The organism is Pantoea rwandensis (assembly GCF_000759475.1).
Lineage (GTDB): Bacteria > Pseudomonadota > Gammaproteobacteria > Enterobacterales > Enterobacteriaceae > Pantoea > Pantoea rwandensis_B.
Window position 1 is genome coordinate 1,791,557 of the sequence record NZ_CP009454.1, and the last position, 23,808, is coordinate 1,815,364.

General features: G+C 54.0%; 22 protein-coding genes and 6 tRNA genes. 10 read left to right on the forward strand and 18 right to left on the reverse strand.

Annotated elements, in window-relative coordinates; genetic code table 11:
* Positions 1 to 28 precede the first annotated feature (28 nt).
* The 3 genes from cysM (at position 29) to LH22_RS08175 (ending at position 3,127) form a co-directional block, all read left to right on the forward strand.
* Positions 29 to 910: a cysteine synthase CysM gene (cysM, locus tag LH22_RS08165; protein WP_038645564.1), complete on the forward strand. Its 882-nt coding sequence runs from the start codon at positions 29 to 31 to the stop codon at positions 908 to 910.
* A 178-nt stretch (positions 911 to 1,088) separates the two neighbouring features.
* A complete protein-coding gene (locus LH22_RS08170) occupies positions 1,089 to 1,769 on the forward strand; it encodes a response regulator transcription factor (RefSeq protein WP_038645567.1) in 681 nt (226 codons plus the stop codon).
* Positions 1,766 to 3,127, forward strand: coding sequence for an ATP-binding protein (locus tag LH22_RS08175; protein ID WP_038645569.1), 1,362 nt, complete (start codon positions 1,766 to 1,768; stop codon positions 3,125 to 3,127). Before LH22_RS08170 ends, LH22_RS08175 begins: the two co-directional genes overlap by 4 nt.
* A gap of 411 nt (positions 3,128 to 3,538) precedes the next feature.
* Here the strand turns inward: LH22_RS08175 and LH22_RS08180 are convergent, their stop codons facing one another.
* From LH22_RS08180 to cysZ, 6 genes are all read right to left on the reverse strand, one after another.
* Positions 3,539 to 3,748 (reverse strand): hypothetical protein, encoded by a 210-nt coding sequence (locus LH22_RS08180; protein WP_038645571.1) that lies wholly within the window; start codon positions 3,746 to 3,748, stop codon positions 3,539 to 3,541.
* A 138-nt stretch (positions 3,749 to 3,886) separates the two neighbouring features.
* Entirely contained in the window at positions 3,887 to 4,390 is a 504-nt protein-coding gene (gene crr / locus LH22_RS08185; RefSeq protein WP_034825872.1) for a PTS glucose transporter subunit IIA, read from the reverse strand.
* Positions 4,391 to 4,432: 42 nt separating this feature from the next.
* Entirely contained in the window at positions 4,433 to 6,160 is a 1,728-nt protein-coding gene (ptsI, locus tag LH22_RS08190) for a phosphoenolpyruvate-protein phosphotransferase PtsI (RefSeq protein WP_034825874.1), read from the reverse strand.
* Positions 6,161 to 6,319: 159 nt separating this feature from the next.
* Positions 6,320 to 6,577 carry a phosphocarrier protein Hpr gene (gene ptsH, locus LH22_RS08195; RefSeq protein WP_007889063.1) on the reverse strand — a complete coding sequence of 86 codons (258 nt, stop codon included), beginning with the start codon at positions 6,575 to 6,577 and terminating at the stop codon, positions 6,320 to 6,322.
* Positions 6,578 to 6,964: 387 nt separating this feature from the next.
* Positions 6,965 to 7,936 (reverse strand): cysteine synthase A, encoded by a 972-nt coding sequence (gene cysK, locus LH22_RS08200; RefSeq protein ID WP_038645575.1) that lies wholly within the window; start codon positions 7,934 to 7,936, stop codon positions 6,965 to 6,967.
* A gap of 140 nt (positions 7,937 to 8,076) precedes the next feature.
* Positions 8,077 to 8,835 (reverse strand): sulfate transporter CysZ, encoded by a 759-nt coding sequence (gene cysZ, locus LH22_RS08205; RefSeq protein ID WP_038645577.1) that lies wholly within the window; start codon positions 8,833 to 8,835, stop codon positions 8,077 to 8,079.
* A gap of 217 nt (positions 8,836 to 9,052) precedes the next feature.
* On the opposite strand from cysZ, the gene zipA reads away from it, so the two are divergent.
* The 3 genes from zipA to LH22_RS08220 all read left to right on the forward strand — a co-directional run bounded on the left by zipA (position 9,053) and on the right by LH22_RS08220 (position 12,356).
* The gene (zipA, locus tag LH22_RS08210) at positions 9,053 to 10,045 is read left to right on the forward strand and encodes a cell division protein ZipA (protein ID WP_038645580.1); all 993 of its coding nucleotides are present in this window, start codon (positions 9,053 to 9,055) and stop codon (positions 10,043 to 10,045) included.
* A 72-nt stretch (positions 10,046 to 10,117) separates the two neighbouring features.
* A complete protein-coding gene (gene ligA / locus LH22_RS08215) occupies positions 10,118 to 12,136 on the forward strand; it encodes an NAD-dependent DNA ligase LigA (protein WP_038645581.1) in 2,019 nt (672 codons plus the stop codon).
* A 1-nt stretch (position 12,137) separates the two neighbouring features.
* Positions 12,138 to 12,356: a DUF3820 family protein gene (locus tag LH22_RS08220; RefSeq protein WP_038645584.1), complete on the forward strand. Its 219-nt coding sequence runs from the start codon at positions 12,138 to 12,140 to the stop codon at positions 12,354 to 12,356.
* A gap of 31 nt (positions 12,357 to 12,387) precedes the next feature.
* Here LH22_RS08220 and LH22_RS08225 read toward each other — a convergent pair whose 3' ends face one another.
* Complete coding sequence (locus tag LH22_RS08225; protein WP_034825889.1) at positions 12,388 to 13,389, reverse strand: bile acid:sodium symporter family protein; 1,002 nt, start codon at positions 13,387 to 13,389, stop codon at positions 12,388 to 12,390.
* 99 nt (positions 13,390 to 13,488) lie between these two features.
* Between LH22_RS08225 and LH22_RS08230 the strand changes: the two genes are divergently transcribed.
* Positions 13,489 to 14,409 carry a LysR family transcriptional regulator gene (locus LH22_RS08230; protein ID WP_038645587.1) on the forward strand — a complete coding sequence of 307 codons (921 nt, stop codon included), beginning with the start codon at positions 13,489 to 13,491 and terminating at the stop codon, positions 14,407 to 14,409.
* Here LH22_RS08230 and LH22_RS08235 read toward each other — a convergent pair.
* The 5 genes from LH22_RS08235 to LH22_RS08255 all read right to left on the reverse strand — a co-directional run bounded on the left by LH22_RS08235 (position 14,406) and on the right by LH22_RS08255 (position 15,298).
* Positions 14,406 to 14,756, reverse strand: coding sequence for a FlxA-like family protein (locus tag LH22_RS08235; RefSeq protein WP_034825893.1), 351 nt, complete (start codon positions 14,754 to 14,756; stop codon positions 14,406 to 14,408). The two genes, LH22_RS08230 and LH22_RS08235, sit on opposite strands and share 4 nt — an antisense overlap.
* A 147-nt stretch (positions 14,757 to 14,903) precedes the next feature.
* Positions 14,904 to 14,979: transfer RNA gene (locus LH22_RS08240), tRNA-Lys, on the reverse strand.
* Positions 14,980 to 14,983: 4 nt separating this feature from the next.
* Positions 14,984 to 15,059: transfer RNA gene (locus LH22_RS08245), tRNA-Val, on the reverse strand.
* Between the two features lie 41 nt (positions 15,060 to 15,100).
* A tRNA-Val gene (locus LH22_RS08250) sits at positions 15,101 to 15,176 on the reverse strand.
* A gap of 46 nt (positions 15,177 to 15,222) precedes the next feature.
* Positions 15,223 to 15,298: transfer RNA gene (locus LH22_RS08255), tRNA-Val, on the reverse strand.
* Between the two features lie 273 nt (positions 15,299 to 15,571).
* Here LH22_RS08255 and gltX point away from each other — a divergent pair.
* Positions 15,572 to 16,993 (forward strand): glutamate--tRNA ligase, encoded by a 1,422-nt coding sequence (gene gltX, locus LH22_RS08260; protein ID WP_038645590.1) that lies wholly within the window; start codon positions 15,572 to 15,574, stop codon positions 16,991 to 16,993.
* A gap of 83 nt (positions 16,994 to 17,076) precedes the next feature.
* Here gltX and LH22_RS08265 read toward each other — a convergent pair whose 3' ends face one another.
* Positions 17,077 to 17,430, reverse strand: coding sequence for a YfeC-like transcriptional regulator (locus tag LH22_RS08265; protein ID WP_038645592.1), 354 nt, complete (start codon positions 17,428 to 17,430; stop codon positions 17,077 to 17,079).
* A 114-nt stretch (positions 17,431 to 17,544) separates the two neighbouring features.
* Positions 17,545 to 18,330, reverse strand: a complete 786-nt coding sequence (locus tag LH22_RS08270) for a formate/nitrite transporter family protein (protein ID WP_038645593.1) — start codon at positions 18,328 to 18,330, stop codon at positions 17,545 to 17,547.
* Between the two features lie 344 nt (positions 18,331 to 18,674).
* On the opposite strand from LH22_RS08270, the gene LH22_RS08275 reads away from it, so the two are divergent.
* Positions 18,675 to 18,750, forward strand: a tRNA-Ala gene (locus LH22_RS08275).
* A 40-nt stretch (positions 18,751 to 18,790) separates the two neighbouring features.
* Positions 18,791 to 18,866, forward strand: a tRNA-Ala gene (locus LH22_RS08280).
* Between the two features lie 590 nt (positions 18,867 to 19,456).
* On the opposite strand, the gene LH22_RS08285 is transcribed toward LH22_RS08280, so the two are convergent.
* The 4 genes from LH22_RS08285 to LH22_RS08300 are packed head-to-tail and all read right to left on the reverse strand — an operon-like array spanning position 19,457 to position 23,724.
* Positions 19,457 to 21,073: a rhodanese homology domain-containing protein gene (locus tag LH22_RS08285; protein WP_038645595.1), complete on the reverse strand. Its 1,617-nt coding sequence runs from the start codon at positions 21,071 to 21,073 to the stop codon at positions 19,457 to 19,459.
* On the reverse strand, positions 21,066 to 21,656 hold the full coding sequence (locus tag LH22_RS08290; protein ID WP_038645597.1) for a cysteine dioxygenase: 591 nt from the start codon (positions 21,654 to 21,656) through the stop codon (positions 21,066 to 21,068). The genes LH22_RS08285 and LH22_RS08290 overlap by 8 nt, the downstream gene beginning before the upstream one ends.
* Positions 21,653 to 22,636 (reverse strand): ABC transporter substrate-binding protein, encoded by a 984-nt coding sequence (locus LH22_RS08295; RefSeq protein ID WP_038645599.1) that lies wholly within the window; start codon positions 22,634 to 22,636, stop codon positions 21,653 to 21,655. The genes LH22_RS08290 and LH22_RS08295 overlap by 4 nt, the downstream gene beginning before the upstream one ends.
* The gene (locus LH22_RS08300; RefSeq protein ID WP_038645600.1) at positions 22,636 to 23,724 is read right to left on the reverse strand and encodes an LLM class flavin-dependent oxidoreductase; all 1,089 of its coding nucleotides are present in this window, start codon (positions 23,722 to 23,724) and stop codon (positions 22,636 to 22,638) included. The genes LH22_RS08295 and LH22_RS08300 overlap by 1 nt, the downstream gene beginning before the upstream one ends.
* Between the last annotated feature and the right edge of the window lie 84 nt (positions 23,725 to 23,808).

The window sequence follows — 23,808 nt, forward strand, 5'->3', positions numbered from 1 at the left end:
TTGCCTCTCTTCTGTCTGGAATCAAACCGTGACCACACTGGAAAATACCATCGGTAATACGCCGTTGATCAGGCTGCAACGCCTGACGCCCGATAACGGCAGTGAAATCTGGTTAAAGCTGGAAGGCAATAATCCGGCCGGTTCGGTAAAAGATCGTGCTGCCTGGTCGATGATTCATCAGGCGGAACAGCGCGGTGACATTCAACCCGGCGATACTCTGATTGAAGCCACCAGTGGGAATACGGGCATCGCCCTGGCGATGATCGCGGCGATGAAAGGCTATAAATTACGCCTGCTGATGCCCGATAACATGAGCCAGGAGCGGCAGGACGCGATGCGTGCCTATGGCGCGGAATTGGTGCTGGTGACGCGCGAACAGGGCATGGAAGGCGCCCGCGATTTAGCGCAAGAGATGGCCGATCGCGGTGAGGGCAGGGTGTTGGATCAGTTCAATAACCCCGACAATCCACTCGGCCACTATCTCACTACCGGCCCGGAAATCTGGCAGCAGACGCAGGGCCGGATGACCCATTTCGTCTCCAGTATGGGCACGACGGGCACCATCACCGGCGTAGGACGCTATCTGAAAGAGTTTGCACCCGCCGTGAAAGTCATTGGTTTACAGCCGCAAGAGGGCAGCAGCATTCCGGGCATTCGCCGCTGGCCCGAAGCTTATCTGCCGGGGATTTTCCGTCCTGAGTTAGTGGATGAGGTCATCGATATGGCACAGCTGGAAGCCGAAAAAACCATGCGTGCGCTAGCGCAACGTGAAGGGATTTTCTGCGGCGTGAGTTCCGGTGGTGCTGTGGCAGGCGCGCTGCGCATCGCCACTGCCCATCCCGGCAGCGTCGTGGTGGCGATAGTGTGCGATCGCGGTGACCGTTATCTCTCAACCGGCGTGTTCCACTGATCTCCTCTTCCCCGCATTTTATCTGGCCTGCTTGCGCTGTTGTGGTGCGACCGGGCCATTTTTGTCTATAGTCTCCCTGATAATCCTCTGGTGTTGGCACTGTAAGGATCGAGTAAAATCGGCTGCGCTCATTGCCAACTCAGGCCAAAATAGCGGCAATTTTGTACGAGAGATAAAGATGAAAATTCTGCTTGTTGATGACGATGTAGAACTTGGCACCATGCTGAGCCAGTACCTGATTGCGGAAGGTTTTGAAACGCAATTGGTTTTAACCGGAAGCGCCGGGATTGAAGGGGCGCTGTCGGGCAACTATACCGCGATGATTCTCGACATTATGCTGCCGGATATGAGCGGTATTGATGTGCTGCGGCAGGTGCGTCAGAACAGCCGCTTACCGGTGATCATGCTGACGGCGAAAGGCGACAATATCGATCGCGTGATTGGCCTGGAAATGGGTGCGGACGACTATGTGCCAAAACCGTGCTATCCGCGTGAGCTGGTGGCGCGTCTGCGTGCTGTACTGCGTCGTTTTGAAGATCAGGCACCGGTGCAGGACAAAAAAGAAGTACTGCGTTGGGGCGAGTTGAGCCTGAATCCGGCCACGCGCATCACCGAATGGCAGGGCAAAGCCTTTGATCTGACGGCGTCTGAATTCAACCTGCTGGATCTGCTGCTGCGTGCGCCCGATCGCGTGGTGTCGAAGGACGAATTGTCAGAGAAAGGGCTGGGTCGCCCGCGTGAAGCTTACGATCGCAGCGTGGATGTGCATATCAGCAACATTCGTCAGAAGCTGGCCGCATTGACCGCCGACAGCATCAACATTGAAACTGTGCGCAGTATTGGTTACCGCATTCGATGAAACACAGCTACCGTGGCCGCATGTTCTGGAAGATATTGCTGGGCTTCTGGATCGTTTTTGTCATCATTAGCCAGATGTTGTGGCTGGGGTTTACGCTTTCCGGCAGTCATCATGAACCGCCAGAACTGATGGCGATTCGGCGTATTGTGAATTTGCAGATGGCCTCTGCGGTGTCGGTGTTGGAACGTGGTGGTCCCAGTTCATTGGATGACATGATGGCTGACTGGGAGCCCAACGATCGTCAGTTCTTCTCCGTGATTCAACATTCCAGGCCTATGGCTACCCCCAATAATGCGCCGCCCGAGAGCATCAATGAGCCGTTCCATGGGCCTTTCCCCGACGTCATTGTGCGCTGGGTTAAAGGGCAGGACGGTAAAGAGTACGAGCTGCGTTATGACGTGAAGGGTCTGCGTGAAGATAGCTCGATGGGCGGCGGTGGGCCGCGTCGGATTCTGAATATCCCGGAGCCGATGTTTACCTTTGCTGGTGCGCTCGGTCTGCTGTTCAGCCTATTGCTGGCATGGAACCTGACGCGTCCGATGCGGCAGCTGCGTGAAGGTTTTGCGCGAGTCTCCAGTGGTGATTTGTCAGTGCGGCTCTATCCTGTGATGCGCAAGCGTCACGATGAGCTTTCGATTGTGGCGCAGGATTTCGATGCCATGGTGGAGCGTCTTGATACGCTGGTGAAGGCACGTGAGGAGTTGCTGCACGATATCTCCCACGAACTGCGCTCACCGCTGGCGCGCCTGCAACTGGCGACCGGTCTGGCGCGGCAAACGCCGGAGTCCGTCGAATCCTCCCTGAATCGCATTGATGAAGAAGCACGCCGTCTCGATAAGATGATCGGTGAACTGCTGACGCTGTCGCGAGCCGAACACGAAAGCATGCCGGGCGAGCAGTATTTCGACCTCACCGGTCTGCTGCACGCAGTGGTCACGGACGTGCGCTATGAGGCTCAGATTCCGGGGGTAAAAGTCGATTTTCAGGTGGACGAGAACGCCGATTACACCGTGCACGGCAATGCTGAGTTGATTCGTCGTGGTGTGGAAAATGTGCTGCGTAATGCACTGCGTTTCTCGCACAAAGGCCAGCATATCAGCGTGAGGCTACAGGCGGAGAACCAGTGGCTGGCGATTCGCGTGCGCGATCAGGGGCCGGGCGTTGACGAAGAGAAGCTCTCCAGCATCTTCGATCCCTTCGTACGCGTTAATTCGCCACTGATGGGCAAGGGATACGGCTTAGGACTCTCCATCGTGCGTAAGGTGATTCTGGCGCATCACGGTGAGGTACAGGCGGTCAATCGCCCTGAAGGTGGTCTGGAGCTGACCTTGAAGCTGCCGCGCTGGAAACAAGACTGAAGGTTTAAAGCGCTCACAACTTAACCCGATTCCTATGAATCCAGAGCAGGGCGCCCATACAGTCCGGTTGGCACAGGCAAGTGCAATGCATTGCAACTCATACTACGAAGCTATTTGCACTGAGCCGGACATCTAATGCAGTCAAAAGCAGCACGCACAATGTGGAGTAGGGCAGGACGACCGGGCAGAGGAGCAAAGCGTCCCTCGCCATGGATGGCGAGGGCCGAGGCCCAGGGATGGTTTATGCCGTCTTTGCGATCTGCCCGGTTGTCCTGACCGACCGCACCATCCTCAACGCCACCGCACCATCCCTAACGCCACCGCACCATCCCTAACGCCACCGCACCATCCCTAACGCCACCGCACCATCCCTAACGCCACCGCACCATCCCTAACGCCACCGCACCATCCCTAACGCCACCGCACCAGCCCTAACGCCACCGCACCAGCCCCAACGCCACCGCACCAGCCCCAACTCCGCCGCACCAGCCCCAGTGCCACAGCACGAGCCCCAACGCCGCCGCACCAGCCCCAGTGCCACAGCACCAGCCCCAACGCCACAGCACGAGCCCCAACGCCGCCGCACCAGCCCCAACACCACAGCACCAGCCCCAACACCACCACACTAGCCCGACGTCACCGCCACGCGTCCCAATTCAACCGATCTAGCACTAACCGCCACCGCACCCTTTGGTTCCAGGCAGCGACACAAACAAAAACGGCACCCAGTGGGTGCCGTTTTTACTATCAAAACGCTGCTTACTTCTTGATGCGGATAACCGGGGTTTCGCCCACAGTCACCTGACCGGAGAGTTTGATCAGGTCTTTGATCTCGTCCATGTTCGAAATCACAACCGGCGTCAGCGTAGATTTTGCTTTCTCTTCCAGCAATGGCAGATCAAACTCGATCACCACGTCGCCTTTTTTCACTTTCTGGCCTTCTTCGGCGATGCGTTTAAAGCCTTCACCTTTCAGTTCAACCGTATCGATACCGAAGTGGACGAACAGCTCGATGCCGTTGTCAGATTCGATTGAAAAGGCGTGGTTGGTCTCAAAAATCTTGCCAATGGTACCATCAACCGGTGCAACCATTTTGTTGCCAGTCGGTTTAATGGCGATACCATCACCCACGATTTTCTCAGCAAATACCACATCAGGTACGTCTTCGATATTCACGATTTCGCCTGACAGAGGCGCAACGATATCAATAGTCCCTGACGCGCTCTCTGATTTTTCGCCAAAAAGTTTAGAAAACAAACCCATGATCTTCTCCTAAGCAGTAATTTGGGGCCAGCGTCTCGTGGATCAGCAGAGCGTTTTTTCTTTAATGAACTTGTTCACCAGGTTCATTAAATCTTCCGCTGTGGGTTGAGCCAGAGCCTGCTCCGCCAATGCCTTAGCATCTTCGAAATTAGTATTACGAATAATCTTCTTGATGCTCGGGATTGAAATGGCACTCATGCTGAATTCGTCCAGCCCCATTCCCAGTAACAGTAGTGTAGCACGTTCATCACCAGCCAGCTCACCACACATGCCGGTCCATTTCCCTTCGGCATGTGATGCGTCGATCACTTGCTTGATGAGGCCCAAAACAGATGGCGTCATTGGGTTATAGAGGTGTGAAATCAAATCATTACCACGATCGACCGCCAGAGTATACTGCGTCAGGTCATTTGTCCCAATACTAAAGAAGTCGACTTCTTTCGCCAGATGGCGCGCAATCACCGCTGAAGCTGGCGTTTCCACCATAATGCCCACTTCAATGGTCTCATCAAAGGCTTTACCTTCTTCGCGCAGCTGGGTTTTCAGCAGCTCCAGTTCGGCCTTCAGTGCACGCACTTCTTCCACCGAAATGATCATCGGGAACATGATGCGCAGTTTGCCGAAGGAAGAGGCACGCAGGATAGCGCGCAGCTGAGCATGCAGAATCTCTTTGCGGTCCATGGCGATACGAATCGCACGCCAGCCGAGGAACGGGTTGTCCTCTTTCGGCAGGTTCATGTACGGCAGATCTTTGTCGCCGCCGATGTCCATGGTACGCACGATAACAGCCTGAGACCCCATCGCTTCCGCCACAGCTTTGTAAGCCTGGAACTGCTCTTCTTCGGTGGGCAGTGAATCACGGTCCATAAACAGGAATTCGGTACGATACAGGCCCACGCCTTCCGCACCGTTGCGCTCTGCACCGGCGACATCGCGCACGGTACCAATGTTGGCGCACACTTCCACCTGATGGCCGTCCAGGGTGATGGCGGGCAGATCTTTCAGTTTCGCCAGTTCGTGCTTTTCAGACAGGTATTGCGTCTGAATCGCTTTCAGTTCTTCTTGTTCTGCATCGGTAGGATTAACGTAAATCTTGTTATTCACGCCATCAAGGATCAGGAAGTCACCGTTTTTGATTTGCGTGGTGACATTACCGGTACCGACAATCGCTGGGATCTCCAGAGAACGCGCCATGATGGACGTATGCGAGGTACGGCCACCGATATCGGTGATAAAGCCCAGCACCTTCTTCAGGTTCAGCTGTGCGGTTTCTGAAGGCGTTAAATCTTTCGCCACCAGAATAGATTCTTCTGCGATAGCACCCAGGTCGACAATATGCAGACCGAGGATGTTTTGCAGCAGACGCTTACCGATGTCACGTACGTCAGCGGCACGTTCTTTCAGGTATTCGTCGTCGAGTTCTTCCAAAGCCTTGGCCTGGCCATCAATGACAGAGTACGCCGCAGCGTCAGCCGTTGCGTGATCTTTCTTAATCAGGTCGATGATTTCCTGCTCAAGCTCTTCGTCTTCGAGCAGCATGATGTGACCTTCAAAGATCGCCGCTTTCTCTTCACCGAGGGTTTCACCGGCTTTGACACGGATGGCTTCAAGCTGTACTGCCGCTTTGCCACGTCCATCAAGGAAGCGTTGAACTTCTTGCTCAACCTGATCGTCAGTAATTTTTTTACGGCTGATGACGATCTCATCTTCCTTCAGCAGAAGTGCTTTGCCGAAAGCGATACCCGGTGATGCTAAAATGCCTGAAATCATAACCCTACCTTTTAATCACGATGGCTCATTGACCCAATGCGTTGCCACTGTCGCGGAACAGTACTCTAAGGAAGCAAGAACGCGGACAGGTTGTCCGCGATCAAGATATTTGCACTCAATGGGGCAAAAGAGTCGGTTTAGTTGCTTGCCTGAGCGGAATTACTCCAGCTCAGCCATCAGTTTCACCAGGTGCTCAACCGCTTGCTGCTCATCTTCACCTTCAGCAGACAGTGTAACAACCGTACCCTGAGTCAGACCCAGGGTCTGCAGTTTGAACAGGCTTTTCGCGCTGGCAGATTTGCCATTGGAGGTCACAGTGATTTCTGACTGGAAAGCCTTAGCTTCTTTTACAAACTGAGCTGCAGGACGGGTATGAAGGCCGTTAGGTGCGGTAATGGTAACTTCTTGCTGGAACATTCTATTTCCCCAACTTTATCAGGTTTGGTGTTATGGATCTAAAGTCTAGCCTGGAGCCGTCACTTTAGCCTGTATAGGTGCGCTGGTATGGCATTAAGCTGACCAAAAAATGCGCTGAATAATGTGTGTCTTTACAGCAGCAGATCAAAAACTGTGCGAAAAGGTCACCTTGCTAAGTATGCCGTGATTCGCCGTTTCGCCAAATCAGTAATTCCATTCAGCTTGATCCACTTCAAAGCCAGATTAATTTCAGGCACCGAAATAATTGGGAGCTTAAATACCAGAGCCGCGTCATTGAAATCAATCTGTCTGGTGATAAAAGTGAGATCTGCGCCACAAAAAAGCACCCATTTGGGTGCTTTTTTCGTCGTTTTCAGACTAAGGCGTTTACTGCTGCAGCTCTTTTTCAGTGAACAGGTCGGCGAACAAAGCGGTACTTAAATAACGCTCGCCAGAGGAGGGCAGAATCACCACGATATTCTTGTTGGCGAATGCCTCATCTTCCTGCAGCTTCAGCGCAGCAGCCACTGCCGCACCTGAAGAGATACCGGCCAGAATGCCTTCTTCTTCCATCAGCTGACGCGCAGTGCTGATGGCTTCTTCGTTGGTGATGGCGACAACCCGATCAACCAGTTTCAGGTCAAGGTTGCCGGGGATGAAACCTGCGCCGATGCCTTGAATCTTATGCGGGCCCGGTTTGATCTCTTCACCAGCGATAGCCTGAGCGATGACCGGAGAGTCAGTCGGCTCTACCGCTACGGTAATTAAGTCTTTTTTGCCTTTGGTGTTCTTGATGTAACGGCTTACGCCTGTCAGCGTGCCGCCGGTACCTACACCCGCAATGAACACATCTACTTCACCGTCTGTGTCTTCCCAGATTTCCGGGCCGGTGGTTTTCTCATGGATTTCCGGGTTAGCTGGATTACTGAATTGCTGCAGCAGCACAAATTTATCCGGATCGCCGGCGACGATTTCCTCGGCTTTAGCGATGGCACCTTTCATGCCTTTTGCGCCTTCTGTCAGCACCAGATTCGCGCCCAGTGCTTTCAGCAGCTTGCGACGTTCAACAGACATGGTCTCTGGCATGGTCAGCGTGAGCTTGTAACCACGAGCGGCGGCCACGTAAGCCAGTGCAATGCCGGTGTTACCGCTGGTTGGCTCGACCAGTTCAACGCCTGGCTTCAAAATTCCGCGCTTTTCTGCGTCCCAAATCATATTGGCACCGATACGGCATTTGACGCTGAAGCTCGGGTTACGCGATTCGACCTTCGCCAGGATCCGTCCATTACCGATGCGGTTCAGTCGAACCAGCGGCGTATGACCAATTGTCAGAGAGTTGTCTTCATAGATCTTACTCATAGCTCGTCCTTAACTGTATGAAATATTGGGAACCCTCAGAGCATACCTGTTCTTCCGGTGTGCGGAAGGAAAGAAATCGCATATCTATATAGCCCACAACCATAAGCCTTACGCAAAAATGCATAAGGCTTTTTGAAGCTTTAACGACTCGCATGCTGTAGGCGGTAGCGATCAACCCACATCGCAGTTGCGCCACATACGGCCACCGGCATGATGGCCAGGTTCAGAATCGGAATCATGGTGAATAAACTGACCAGCGCGCCAAATTGCATGTTCGCCGTTTTATGCTGACGTAACGCACTGCGCATCTGCTGAAAACTCACTTTGTGGTTATCAAACGGATAGTCGCAGTACTGCACCGATAGCATCCACGCGCTAAACAGAAACCATAATACCGGCGCCACCGTTTGTCCAAAACCGGGGATAAAGTAAAGCAGCAGCAATCCCAATGCGCGTGGTAAATAGTAGCCAAGCTTCTGTAATTCGCGCTTCATGATGCGCGGGATATCTTTAAACATCGCCATCCAACCGCTATCCGGCAGCGGGTGACCGGTGAGGCGGCCTTCCAGCTGCTCGGCCAGCAATCCACAAAAGGGGGCGGCAATCCAGTTCGCAATGGTGGAGAAGAAGTAGCTGAATACCAGCACAATCGATATGACGGAAAGCGGCCACAGCAAATAACTCAGCCACTGCAACCAATCAGGGATGTGCGACATTAAGGCCGGGATCCACTCTCCGAGCCGTTGAAACAGCCAGATAAAGGCGCCTCCCAGCAGAAAAATGTTCACCAGCAGGGGAATAATGACGTAACGACGAATGCCAGGCAGACGCACCAGTCTCCAGCCTTCGGCAAAGTAATGAATACCATTTAATGATGAGGGCGATTTCTCAACGGGCATAGCGAGCCTTTCTCCTTTATGTGGCGGCGCAAACATCATAACCTGGCTTTTTGTCGGTGGCAGGCGCACTTTGCGCGAAAAATCAGCAAAAAAGCGTGGGGCAGCTATCTTATTTGTCAGAAAATACTGCACAGACTTGCACTTGTGTAGCTGGGCAAATACAGTTAGAGGATAAAGTTTGCCGTGGTGGCAAGGTATTGGAACAACAGAGAATACAATGATGCAGGATTTGCGTCTGATATTAATCGTTGTTGGCGCGATCGCCATAATAGCGTTACTACTTCACGGACTGTGGACCAGCCGTAAAGAGCGCTCTTCCGTGTTTCGCGATCGCCCGCACAAACGTCTGAAACAGCGCGAAGAAGCGGATGAAGATCTGCTGAGCGAAGAAGATGATGATGGTGTCGGCGAAGTGCGTGTCCGTCGCAATCGTGACGCGCATGTCGAACCTGAATTCGACGCACCTGTGACTAAGCCTGTCAGCGCGCCACGTGCGCCTGAACCTGCACGTCAGCCATTCCCGCGTCATGAAACCCCATTGATGGGCGATCCGCTGCTGGATGATGAGCCGGAAGTGCGCCAGCCTGCACCTGCGCCACAACCGCCGGTGGTTAAACCTGCGCCGCAGCCACAACCGCAACCTCAATCCGTTCAGGCCGATCCCTTACTGGATAACGAGCCACTTTCTGCCACGCAGCCTGCGCCTGAGTTCCAGGCCGCTGAAGAGCCTGAATACGAAGAAGAAGCGCCGGTCGCACATGATGAACCAAAACAGCCTGCTGCTTCTACCCAGAGAAAAAATGAAGCGGTACTAGTGCTGCATGTTGCCGCTCACGCCGGTGGCGAACTGAACGGTGAAGCTCTGTTGCAGGGTATTCTGCAAGCGGGCTTCCAGTTTGGTGAGATGAATATTTTCCATCGTCACCTGAGTCCAGCGGGCAGCGGTCCTGTGCTGTTCAGTCTGGCGAACATGGTGAAACCGGGGTCATTTAATCCCGACACCATGGGCGATTTCAGCACGCCAGGCATATCCATCTTTATGATGGTGCCGTCTTATGGCGATGCGAACCAAAACTTCAAGCTAATGCTGCAATCTGCCCAGCGTATTGCGGACGATGTCGGCGGGGTTGTGCTGGATGATGAGCGTCGCATGATGACGCCGCAGAAGCTGGAAACCTACAAAGCACGCATTCGCGAGGTTATCGGTTGATAGCCGCGAGCAAAATCAAATATTAACGAAACAACCCCCGCATGTCGGGGGTTTTTTATCGGATAAAACACTATGAAATCGGTTCAGGAGCAGATCACCGCGCTGCGCACCTCGTTACGTCATCATGAGTACCTCTATCACGTGATGGATACGCCGGAAATTCCGGATGCAGAATATGACCGACTGATGCAGCAACTGCGTGAACTGGAAGCGGCACACCCTGATCTCATTACCCCGGATTCGCCGACTCAGCGCGTGGGCGCAGCACCGCTGGCCGCTTTCGAACAAGTTCGCCACGAAGTGCCCATGCTGTCACTCGACAACACTTTCGATGAAGCCGGTTTCCTGGCCTTTAATAAACGCGTGCAGGATCGTCTGAAAAGCAGCGATGATTTGACCTACTGTTGCGAACTGAAGCTGGATGGTCTGGCGGTCAGCCTGTTGTATGAAGATGGGCTGCTGGTGCGTGCGGCGACACGCGGTGATGGCACAACGGGCGAGAATATTACCGCCAACGTGCGCACTATCCATGCCATTCCGCTGCGTCTGCACGGCGACAATATTCCTGCGCGTGTCGAAGTACGTGGTGAAGTCTTTATGACCGAAGCGGGCTTCGAGAAGCTCAATGAGGATGCACGTCGCACCGGCGCGAAAGTGTTTGCCAACCCGCGCAACGCCGCGGCAGGATCGCTACGTCAGCTCGATCCGCGCATTACCGCTAAACGTTCTCTGACTTTCTTCTGTTACGGTTTCGGCCTGCTGGAAGGCGGTGATATGCCCGCCAGTCACTGGCAGCGTCTGCAGCAATTTAAAGCCTGGGGTTTGCCGGTCAGTGACCGTATTCGCCTCGCGCATACGGCGGAAGAGGTGCTGAAGTTTTATCGTCAGGTTGAGCAAGACCGTCCGTCACTTGGATTCGATATTGACGGCGTGGTCATCAAGGTCGATTCGCAGGCGCTGCAGGAACAGTTAGGCTTTGTTGCTCGCGCCCCGCGCTGGGCCGTGGCCTTTAAATTCCCGGCGCAGGAACAGATGACCTTTGTGCGCGATGTTGAGTTTCAGGTGGGGCGTACTGGCGCGATTACGCCCGTCGCGCGTCTGGAACCGGTGCAGGTGGCTGGCGTGGTGGTGAGTAATGCCACCTTGCACAACGCGGATGAAATTGCGCGTCTTGGCCTGCGCATTGGCGACAAAGTGGTGATTCGCCGCGCCGGAGATGTGATTCCGCAGGTGGTCAACGTGGTGGAATCCGAACGTCCGGATAATACCCGTGAAATCGTCTTCCCCAGCCATTGCCCGGTGTGTGGCTCGGATGTCGAGCGCGTGGAAGGCGAAGCCGTTACTCGTTGTACCGGTGGACTGATTTGTGGTGCCCAGCGTAAAGAGGCGCTCAAACATTTCGTTTCCCGACGTGCGATGGATGTCGATGGCATGGGCGACAAAATCATCGATCAGCTGGTTGAAAAAGAGTATGTGCACACGCCTGCCGATCTGTTCCGTCTGACGGCGGGCAAGCTGACGGGGCTGGATCGCATGGGGCCGAAATCGGCACAAAATGTGGTGGATGCGCTGGAAAAAGCCAAGCTCACCACGCTCCCTCGTTTCCTGTATGCCCTTGGCATCCGTGAAGTCGGTGAAGCCACTGCGGCCAATCTGGCCAATCATTTTGGCGATCTTGAGAAGGTGATGAACGCCGATCTGGATGCGCTGATTGCGGTACAGGACGTGGGTAAAGTGGTGGCCGCGCATGTGCGCAACTTCATGGAAGAAGAGAGCAATCGCGAAGTGATCCGCGAGCTCACCGAAGAGGTGGGCGTGCATTGGCCGCAGGTGGAAGTGGTGAATATTGAAGAGATCGACAGTCCGTTTGCTGGCAAGACCGTGGTGCTGACCGGATCGCTGTCACAGATGAACCGCGATGATGCCAAAGAACGTTTAGTCGCGCTGGGCGCGAAAGTGAGCGGCAGCGTGTCGAAGAAAACAGACTTACTGATTGCTGGCGAAGCAGCGGGTTCCAAACTGGCGAAAGCGCAGGAGCTCGGTATACCCGTGATCGACGAAGCGGAAATGATTCGCCTTCTGGGAGCCTAACGTGGACAAACATCAGCTGGTTGAAATCGCCAATACCGCCATGCCATTCGGCAAGTATAAAGGCCGCATGCTGATTGATGTACCAGAAGAGTATCTGCTGTGGTTTGCGCGTAAAAACGAATTTCCGGCAGGGAAGTTGGGCGAGCTGATGCAGCTGACTTTAGCGATCAAAATTGAAGGATTGCAGGGGTTAGTTAAACCACTCAAACGCAGTGAATAACAAAATGGCCCGCCATCGCGGGCCATTTTACTTATGATTTCTGCACTTCAACTTGCTGTTGCGCCAGCCGCTTCTCATTGCCCGCTTTATAGCGTTGAGCGATGAAGGAGCAGACCATCAACTGCACCTGATGGAAGATCATCAGCGGCAGCACGATAATCCCCACGGAGCTGGCCGGGAACAGGATATTGGCCATCGGCACGCCATTGGCGAGACTCTTTTTCGAACCACAGAACAGCACCACGATTTCATCGGCGCGGCTGAAGCCGAACAGACGCGAGGCACCCAGGTTAATCGCCAGCGCGACAAACAGGATCAGCACGCTACCCGCCAGAATCCACAGCAGCGTATCCACACCCACGCGATGCCAGATACCGTTGACCACCGCTTCGCTGAACGCGGAGTAAACCACTAACAGAATTGAGGTCTGGTCGGTTTTACCAATCAGGCTGCGATGTTTCTCTACCCAACCGCCAATCCAGCGACGTGACATATGACCAATCACAAAAGGCACCAGCAGTTGCAGCATGATTTTGCCAATCTGCTCCAGACCATTGCTCGGCGCATCGCTGTGCACGTTCATCACCAGATTCACCAGCAGCGGTGAGATGAATACGCCGAGCAGGCTGGAAGCAGAAGCGGCACAGACCGCAGCGGCAACGTTACCCCCCGCCATGGAGGTGAACGCAATCGCAGACTGCACGGTGGCAGGCAGAATACATAGGTAAATGAAGCCAGTGTAAATCTCTGGGCCAACGTTCACCGGATGCCACCACACCAGCAGCAAGCCAAGAATCGGGAATACCACGAAGGTGCTGCACATAATCCACAGATGCAAACGCCAGTGGCTGCTGCCGGCTATGATTTTTTCGCGTGACAGCTTGGCGCCGTGCATAAAGAACAGCAGGGCGATGGCGGCAGTGGTCAGGTATTCAAAGAAATCGACAAACCCGCCTTTGGCCGGGATGAAGCTGGCCAACAGCACAGTGATGATGAGTTTGACCATCATCGGGTCGAGTCGTAAAAAGCCCATTGTTACAATCCGGTTAAAATAAAAAAGATGGTGCTGATTGTGCGCCAGCTGGGTTTAGAAATAAAATTGATTTATTGCATCAATCTATGAGCGATATCGATGAATTACACCTTACGTCAGTTACGCACCTTTGTGGCCGTGGCGCAGCAGGGCAGTTTTAGCCAGGCAGGGCAGGCGATTGGGCTCAGCCAGTCGGCGGTCAGCCACAGTATTAAAGAGCTGGAAGCGGAGATGGGCGTGCGTTTGCTGGACCGCACCACGCGCGAAGTGATGCTGACGGAAGCAGGGCATCAACTGGCATCGCGCCTGGAGCGTTTGCTGGAGGAGTTAAACACCACGCTGCTGGATGTGCGCAGTTACGGCGAGCAGCGCAGTGGTACCGTGCGTGTTGCCGCCAGCCAGACACCTTCGGCGAATCTGATGCCGCAATGTCTGGCGAGTAGCCAGCAACGTTATCCGGATATTCGCGTCATTCTGCACGATCGCGCACAGCAATCCGTACTACAAAGCGTTCGCAATGCGGAAGTCGATTTTGGCATTGTCATCGGGCCGTTAGGAGATGCCGATCTGGATTACGAAGTGATTTTGCAGGAGCCGTTTTTACTGTTGTGCCATGCGGATGATGAACTGGCCCGGGTTGAGCAAGCGGAGTGGACGATGCTGGCGGGGCGCAACCTGGTTTTGCAGGATTATGCTTCAGGAAGCCGTCTGCTGGTGGATGCAGCGCTGCAGCAGTTATCGATTCAGGTGCAGGTGGTACAGGAAATTGGCCATCCCGCCACGTTGTTCCCGATGGTGGAAGCAGGGATTGGCATCAGCATTTTACCTGCTCTGGCGTTACCGCTGCCGGCGGGGCGGAAACTGACGGTGCGACGCCTCTATCCAGAAATTCATCGAAATCTCATGCTGATTAAACGCAAAAACCGTTCCCTGACGCCAGCCGCGGAAGCGATTTGGCAGGAGGTGCGCCAACAAGCAGGCTTGCTGGCGCAACAACGTGCTCTCAAACCGGCGTTTTAAACGTAAACGTTGATTTGATTGGTGTCAGTTGGACGGTTGATGCCATCGGCTTTTTGAGCGCTGGTGGCACTTTCCGTGGTGGGTTGCTGGGCTTCCTGCTTCTGCTGTGCCTTTTCAGCTGCCTGTTGCTCAATTTGTGCAATTTGAGCTTCAACCATCTGAATTTGTGACTCCAGCATCTGCTCCTGTTCAGATTTTTGCTCATCTGTCAGGGTATCGTCGTTGGAAAGATCTTTGACTTGCTGGGTCAGGCTTTGAATCTGTTTATTCAGGCTGGCAATTTGTGATGTTGAACCGCCACCACTGCTCGCCGTACTGATACTGCTAACACTTGAGATAGTCGACATGGTTTTCTCCTTGCAATAGACCATTATCGTTATCGGCAAGGGGATAAAACGGCTTGAGCACACAAAGCGTTAAGTGTTTGCAAAGGTTTTGTGAGGTTGGGCAAATCGCAGATAGCAAAAAGGCGCCTTTAGGGCGCCTTTCTACATTGGTGGGTCGTGCAGGATTCGAACCTGCGACCAATTGATTAAAAGTCAACTGCTCTACCAACTGAGCTAACGACCCGAAGTGGTGGGCGATGACGGGCTCGAACCGCCGACCCCCTCCGTGTAAAGGAGATGCTCTACCAACTGAGCTAATCGCCCACTTCGGAACTGCTTAACAAGAGTGTCATCTGACTAAGATATGGTGGGCGATGACGGGCTCGAACCGCCGACCCCCTCCGTGTAAAGGAGATGCTCTACCAACTGAGCTAATCGCCCATATCTTACTCTTCAAACTCTTGTACACTGCGAGCCACTTTTAGAGTGGTGGGTGATGACGGGCTCGAACCGCCGACCCCCTCCGTGTAAAGGAGATGCTCTACCAACTGAGCTAATCACCCCCGCTGTGTGGAGTCGCATTATAGGGATCCTTCGAAGTGAGTCAACGCTTTTTAAAACATAAATGTGCGTTCGCTTTAAATTTAGGCAGCATGCCGCGCTTTTAGCCAATGTGCTGGTTTTATTAGCAGAAAAACGCACTTCAATCTGTGATGCCGCCGCGAGAGTCATTGAGGAAAGCGTCCCACCTGCTAGAATATGCGCACTGTTTTTTCGCGTTAACCCGTTTTTTTGTCATCCAGACAAAGAAACCTGCGCATCTAAGGCAATGCTGAATGAAAATCAAAACTCGCTTCGCACCCAGCCCAACGGGATACCTGCATGTGGGCGGTGCCCGTACTGCTCTTTATTCCTGGCTTTATGCTCGCCATAACAAGGGCGAATTCGTTCTGCGTATCGAAGATACCGATCTGGAACGTTCAACGCCGGAAGCCATTGAAGCCATCATGGATGGCATGAACTGGCTAAACCTGCAGTGGGATGAAGGCCCGTACTATCAGACGAAGCGCTTTGATCGTTACAACGCGGTCATCGATGAGATGGTAGAAGCGGGTACCGCTTATAAATGCTATTGCTCTAAAGAGCGTTTAGACGCGCTGCGTGAAGAGCAGATGGCGAAAGGCGAGAAGCCACGTTATGACGGCCGCTGCCGTGACAGCCATGAACATCATGCGGCGGATGAGCCTTGCGTGGTCCGTTTCCGTAACCCGCAAGAGGGTTCGGTCATTTTTGACGACCAGATCCGTGGACCCATTGAGTTCAGTAACCAGGAGCTGGATGATCTGATCATCCGCCGCACCGATGGTTCACCAACCTACAACTTCTGTGTAGTGGTGGATGACTGGGATATGGGCATCACGCACGTGATCCGTGGTGAGGACCATATCAACAACACGCCACGCCAGATCAACATCCTTAAGGCGATTGGTGCAGAAGTGCCAACTTACGCACACGTCTCAATGATCCTGGGTGATGACAGTAAGAAGCTGTCGAAACGTCATGGCGCAGTGGGTGTGATGCAGTACCGTGATGACGGCTATCTGCCGGAAGCGTTGCTCAACTATCTGGTGCGTTTGGGCTGGTCACATGGCGACCAGGAAATTTTCAGCGTGGCTGAGATGGCCGAGCTGTTTACCCTGGATGCTGTCAGTAAGTCTGCCAGTGCGTTTAACACCGAAAAACTGCAGTGGCTGAACCATCACTACATCAATACGCTGCCGCCGGAATACGTGGCAACGCAGCTGCAGTGGCACATCGAGCAGCAGAATATCGATACCCGCACCGGCCCGGAGTTGGCGAAACTGGTGACGCTGCTGGGTGAGCGTTGCAAAACGCTGGTCGAGATTGCCGCTTCTTGCCGTTACTTCTATGAAGAGTTCGATGCTTTTGATGCCGATGCGGCGAAGAAACATTTACGCCCTGTTGCGCGTCAGCCACTGGAAGTGGTGCGTGACAAACTGGCTGCGCTGAGCGACAGCGAGTGGAATGCGGAGAATGTGCACAACGCGATTCAGGGTGCCGCCGATGCGCTCGAACTGGGTATGGGCAAAGTGGGCATGCCACTGCGCGTGGCGGTCACCGGTGCAGGTCAGTCTCCGGCACTGGATGTGACTGTCGAAGCGATTGGTCGCAGCCGCAGCGTGGCTCGCATCGATAAAGCGCTGGCCTTTATTGCTGAGCGTGAAGCCCAGGCTTAATTGAGGTAGCGGCAGCCTGTAACGTTGCCGCTGCACTTATCGTGGGCATTAAAAAAGCCGGGAGCATGAGCGCCCGGCTTTTTTTAATCTTCTTTAATCCCTAGCCGTTCCAGCACACCACTTATCCCCTCGCGTAGCAACAATGCAGCCAGTTGATCTTGCTCAGCGGTTGTCATTTGCTGGACAGAATTTATTAATAACGCAGGTAACGTATTTTGTTGAGCACCGTAATTGGCCGCCGGCTCGGTCGCGTGGCGGGTAGACTGAATAAAGCTTTTTACACGCTCATCAATATGAATCAATCGCGCCTTACCACCCTGTACACCGGGCTTGGGCGTGGTTGTCCAGTTTTCGCGTTTGATCCATTTATTCACCGTTTGCCGACTGTAGCCCGTTTCCAGCGCGAGCTCCTCGGGGGTGAGCCATTCCTTTTTCACGATGCTGTCCCTGTTAAATACATTAGCTGTACATATTACAACAAAACGTAACGGGGAAAAGTAATCAGGCAGGAAAATGCCTCTTGTCTCATGACAAAAGGCATAAATCGGATATTAAGCTTCGCTGGTTTCAGCTTGTGCAGGACGGAAAGCAAGGAAATAGGTGAGGCCAACAAATATTGCACCGCCCACGCCGTTGCCAAGGAAGACGGCAATCACGTTTGGCGCAAAGTCTGCCCAGCTCATTTGTCCGGCAAAAATCGCGGCGGGCACAATAAACATGTTCGCCACCACGTGCTGGAAGCCAATCGCCACGAAGGCCATCACCGGGAACCACATGCCAAAGATTTTGCCGACCATATCTTTACTGGCAAAAGCTAGCCACACAGCCAGACACACCAGCCAGTTGCAGCCAATACCTGAAATGAACGCGTGCAGGAAATCCGCATTCACTTTCGCGTGAGCAATCGCCACGGTCTTTTTCAGATAATCGCCTTCGGTCATGCCCAGCATATGACCAAAGAACCAGGCGACCGCGATGCTGCCAATAAAGTTGGCAATCGTGACCCAGAACCAGTTGCGCAGCACGCTCAAACCGCTGATGCGGCGAGCGAACCACGCGATCGGTAAGGTCATCATGTTGCCAGTCAACAGTTCACCACCGGCCAGAACGGTCAGTATCAGACCAACCGGGAACACCGCCGCGCCGAGGAAGCCGCCAAAGGAGCCCCATTCAGCAGGCAGTTGGTTGATAACATGCAGATCCAACAGAAAACCGGTGGCAATAAATGCACCGGCCATAAAACCAAGGATCAATAAGGTGGAAACAGGCAAACGGCTTTTAGCCACGCCCGCTTGAATCGCCAGTTGGGCGATCTCTTTCGGTGTATGCAGCGACATAATTCACTTTTCTTTTATTGAACAAGGGGAAAATGCTGGCCGATCAATGAGTGATATACCCTGGAAGGTTGACCGGTTAATTAGCGCGCTAAGTTTTACACTTACCCGTAACGAACACAAGATTATTCCTAACATCTTTAACCCTGATTTAACCTTGGTTGCAGGGCGTTAAATGCGAAAATGCGTTAACGATATGCGCAATTGCGTTGAAAAAAAAGCCATTACGGTAGGGCGTTGCCGCCTTTTTCAGCGATTGAACACAGAACGAGAATTTGGCGTTGACACTCAGGGAGCGGTTTCATATGATGCCGTCCGTCGAGTTAAATCGGCTGTTTTTCGGTGCTGGGGGTATAGCTCAGCTGGGAGAGCGCTTGCATGGCATGCAAGAGGTCAGCGGTTCGATCCCGCTTATCTCCACCAAATCGTTTCTAACGATGCACTGAAAAAGATTTCCAGATGTGGGGGTATAGCTCAGCTGGGAGAGCGCTTGCATGGCATGCAAGAGGTCAGCGGTTCGATCCCGCTTATCTCCACCAAATCTCTGTTCGTCCTGAACAATAGCATCACAATCCAACAGTTACTGAATTCATAATTGCTCATTTTATATGCAGAATGGCGTCATTATTAGTGCGACGACACTCCCAGCGTTCTGAAATGCGCCCATCTTTTGATATCAAGTCTCTCGACGAATTGCGCCATAAATCGCGCGAGCTCCTTCCTGCGCGCTGAGATGATCTCACCCATTCAGCATTCCAGCTTCTTCTCAGGGGGCGCAATGAATCGCACCGCAGTAGCTTCACACGCGCTGCGATGATTTTATCCGTTCAGCATTCAGCATTCAGCACTGCATGAGAGTGCGCAATGAATCGCACCGCAGTAGCTTCTCACGCACTGCGATGATTTTATCCGTTCAGTGTTCAGTGTTCAGCTTTCAGCGTTCAGCATTCCAGCTTCTTCTCAGAGTGCGCAATGAATCGCACCGCAGCAGCTTCTCACGCGCTGAGATCATCTTATTCGTTCAGCATTCAGCACTGTATCAGAGTGCGCCATAAATCGTGCCGCCAGAGCATAGTGTGCACTGAAATTATGCACAATCTTGTCGCGGCGCAATTTATGGCGCTAAGAGTTAAGCGGTTGCGGCTTGTTCTTGAGCAGGCAACACACGGAAGCCGTGCGTGCCATCACGATCCAATTGCGCCACCAGGCCGTATTCCCAATCCAGGTACGCCTGCATCACGGCAGGTGCGATATCGGTGCCTTCATACGGACGGCGGTAGCGATCAATCGCCGGTGAAAGCAACTGCTGGTCGCCTTGCTCGGTCGGCAGGTGCGCTGCGCGCCAGGCCGCATTGCCGCCTTCCAGCACAAACACCGGCTTGCCGGTGAGTTCCGCCACCTGGTCAACCGCATATCCGGCCAGCAAACTGCTGCCGCAGGTCAGCACATAACGTCGTGCCGTTGGCAGTATGGCTTTACCTTCTTTTTGCAGCGTTGAGCGCAGCAGCCAGCCCGCACCCGGAATATGGCTGTTAAGGTGATTGGCGTGCGTGGTGAAGTCCAATACCTGGGTCTGACCTTCTTCCAGCCACTCCGCCAGCTGCTGTGGCGAAACAAACTCGGGCTGCGCAACAGCAGGAACCTGCGCTTTCCAGGCACCGGTGGCACTGAAATCACTGGCCTGCAGCTCTTCCAGCACCGACACTTGCCAGCCCAGCTGCGCCAGCCAGGAGGCGGTCATGTTGGCACGCACGCCATCGTCATCAATCAGTACAATACGTGCACCGCGCACGCTGGCGTAATGATCGGTTTCCTGCACCAGCTGTCCGCCTGGTACATGACGACTGCCAGGCAGATGACCCGCTGCATACTCGTCAGCGTCACGCACATCAAACAGATAAGTGGTGCGTGTTTCCTGCTGCCAGCGCTTGAGTGTTGCCAGAGGAATGCGCTCCACGCCTGCGCGATCCGCGATGCTACGCGCGTTCGTCGCAGCCTGGCGCTGTGCCGTTTCACTGGCTTCACCGTATCGGCGCGACTGAGCATGCTCCAGCGCGTGGCCTGCCAGCGTCCAGCCAATAGTGCCGTTACGCAGCGCAAACACCGGATTGCGAATGCCCGCATTCACCAGCGACTGAGTACCAATAATGCTGCGCGTGCGGCCCGCACAGTTCACAATCACCGTGGTTTCCGGTGATGGCGCGATATCGCGTACGCGCAACACCAGTTCACCGCCTGGTACGCTGGTGGCGCCTGGAATGCTCATGGTCTGATATTCATCAAAGCGACGCGCATCCAGCACCACCACGTTGGCATCACTGTTGATTAAGCTGTGCACTTCATCGGCTGACAGGGAAGGGGTATGATTGTGATGTTCAACCAGTTCACCAAAGGCCTTACTCGGCGAATTCACATCAATAAACAGCTCACCGCCCGCAGCCTGCCAGCCGGCTAAATCCTCTTTTAACAGCGCTATATTGCTGTAACCCAGTGCTGCAATTCGTTCCGCAGCCGTCTGTGCCAGTCCTTCGCCGTTATCATATAGCGTGATAGCTGTCGTCAATTGCGGGATGCGATCCAGTAGTTCCAGTTCCAGTTTGGAAAGCGGGATATTGACCGCAAACAGCGGATGACCGGTGGCAAACAGCGCTTCGTCGCGGACATCAACAATCGCCACTTCCTGCTGTTGACGCAGTGACTCAAGAATGTCCGTCGCCTGACGGAAAGGGAATGCGGGTTTACTCATGTGATAGATCCCAAATGTTCGGTAAGTAACGGTTGCTGTAACCGGAGATAAACTGTTTTTCACTGCCGTCTTCGCGGTACACCGCGCGTTTTACCGCGCCGATATTGGCGCCATACACGTGGATGCTGATTGAGACGCGATCGTCATAGGCATTGCTGACGCGATGAATATCGCCCACGGTGGGAGAGACGGCTTCAACGCTGCCGGGATCAAGGCGTATTGGTGCACCTTCCGGCTGCAAGCCGTTTGGCCCGGGCTGCCAGGATTGTGATATCTCCGCACCGCGTAGCATGCCAATTAATCCCCATACGCGATGGTCGTGAATCGGGGTTTGCTGGCCCGGCCCCCACACGAAGCTCACGACTGAAAAGCGCTGTCGGGCATCGGCATACAGCAGATATTGCTGATAGTGTTCGGGATGTGGCTGGGTATAAGCCTCGTCCAGCCAGTCATCATGCTGGATTAACTCTCCGAGCCAAACGCTACCCTGTTGCAAAATGGTGGCTTCATCGGGATTCTGGTCGAGTAACGTAGCCAGATTGCCGACAAAATCGCGTAAACGATGATGCTGATTGGCACTCATGATTTATCTCCCGGCGCGCTTTTGGCAACCTGATTGGCCTGAGCCGACAAACTAAAATCAAAGGCTTTACTGACATCGATCGCTTTCGGCAGCACCTGATAGCGATGGAAGAAGTCAGCCGATTTTTGCAGGGTGGGGATCAGGCTGGCATCAAACACCAGTGGACGAATACGTGCATCAGCAATCCAGCTGCTGGTGATATTGGTGGGCATATTCAGTGTCTTACCCAGCACGCTGGCAAACTCCTGCGGATGTTGCTGCGCCCAGATTTGTGCCTTAGCCAGACGCGCCAGTAGATCGGCAATCGCTTTAAGCTTACCGGCATCATGTAAGGCCTCGTCACGCGCCAGCGCATACGAATAACCCGACATAATGCCTTTGCCGCCGCCGTCAGCAACGCGCACCGTGCCATCTACAGCAGTGGAGGTAGCGATATAAGGTTCCCATGGCGCCCAGGCCGATACGGCTCCTGAAGTCAGTGCGGCGCGACCATCAACAGGGCCAAGGAAACGCAGCGTGACATCGTCTGGTTTTAAACCAGCACGCTCCAGCAACCCAAGCAGGAGATAGTGGCCCCATCCGCCGCGATTGACCGCAATCTGCTTGCCTTTCAAATCCTGCAAACGGTGAATTCCGGCATCGGGACGCGTCAGCAGCGCGATACTGTCAGGATTGTTCTGCCATGCGCCCACGGCTTTCACCGGCGCGCCAGCCGCGAACACAAACAGGAACGGCAGATCGCCCGTGAAGCCGACATCCAATGCACCGGCATTCAAGGCTTCCTGCACAGGTGCACCCGAATCAAATGCCGTGAGTTTCAGATCGTAGGGCAGATTATTGAGTTCGCCTGACGCTTTTAACGCAGCAAAGCGGTCACCTTTGACATCGCCCAATCGCAGCGTGACTTTATCAGCGGCGAACAGTGGATTGAGTGTGGAGAGCGCCAGCGCAACACCGGTAAACAGTGCAGCCAGACGCATCAGGCGCTCCTTTTGTCATTGGCGTTAAGCGCGGCCACTTTTTCACGCGTCAGCGGAATGAGTTCTTCGCCGTATTCCACCGCATCATTCAGCGGATCGAAGCCGCGAATCAGCACGCTGTGGATGCCCAGACGATAGTAATCCAGCAGCGCGTCAGAAACCTGATCGGCGGTACCCACCAGTGCAGTGGAGTTGTAGCCGCCTTGCACCAGTTTAGCCACGCCAGTCCACAGCACTTTGTCCAGACGATCGCCTTCATTGGCGGCGGCCAGCAGGCGCTGTGCCCCGACGCTTTGCGGCTTAGGTTTGCCAAAGGCGAAGCCGGTCTCTTGCAACTGTTTTTCGGCCAGTTCGCGGATATGCTCGGCTCGCTCCCAGGCTTCTTTCTCGGTTTTACCGATAATCGGGCGGAACGAGATGTTGAAGTCGATTTCACGTCCGTGCTGGGCCGCAGCGGCTCGCACGGTGCGCACCGTCTCTTCCGCTCCTTTCAGCGGTTCGCCCCACAAGGCAAACACATCGGCATGGCGTGCAGCCACCTCAATGGCTTCCTGTGACGATCCGCCAAAATACACCGGCAGTTTTTTCTGCACGGGCTTGATGGCTGAAAACGCCTGCTCAGCCTGGTAAAAGTTTCCCTTATGATCATAAGGCTGGCTGGACTCCAGGCTCTGCCTGAGCACGGTGAGGAACTCGTCGCTGCGTGCATAGCGTTCGGCTTTATTCAGGAAATCGCCATCGCGACGCTGCTCGATATCGCTACCGCCGCTGATGATATGCACCGCCAGACGACCATCGGTCAGTTGATCCAACGTTGCCAGCTTGCGTGCGGCCAGGGTCGGTGCGACAAAGCCCGGACGGTGTGCCAGCAGGAATTTCAGTGAGGAAGTGTGTGCCGCCGCGTGGGCGGTGACCAGAAAGCCATCCGGTTGATCGGACCAATACCCCACCAAAATACGGTCAAAGCCCGCTTCTTCATGGGCGCGAGCGAAACGTGCGATGTAATCTTTATCAAACAGCGGGCCGCTGGCGGGGATGATCTCGGAAGCCAGTCGGTGGCCAATCATGCCAAGAAATTGAATGCTCATACGATTCTCCAGATGTGACGTTATGGAGAAAAGCTACGGGCGCAGGCAACCGTGAAGGAAATTCAATATTGTGCAAAGGTTTTG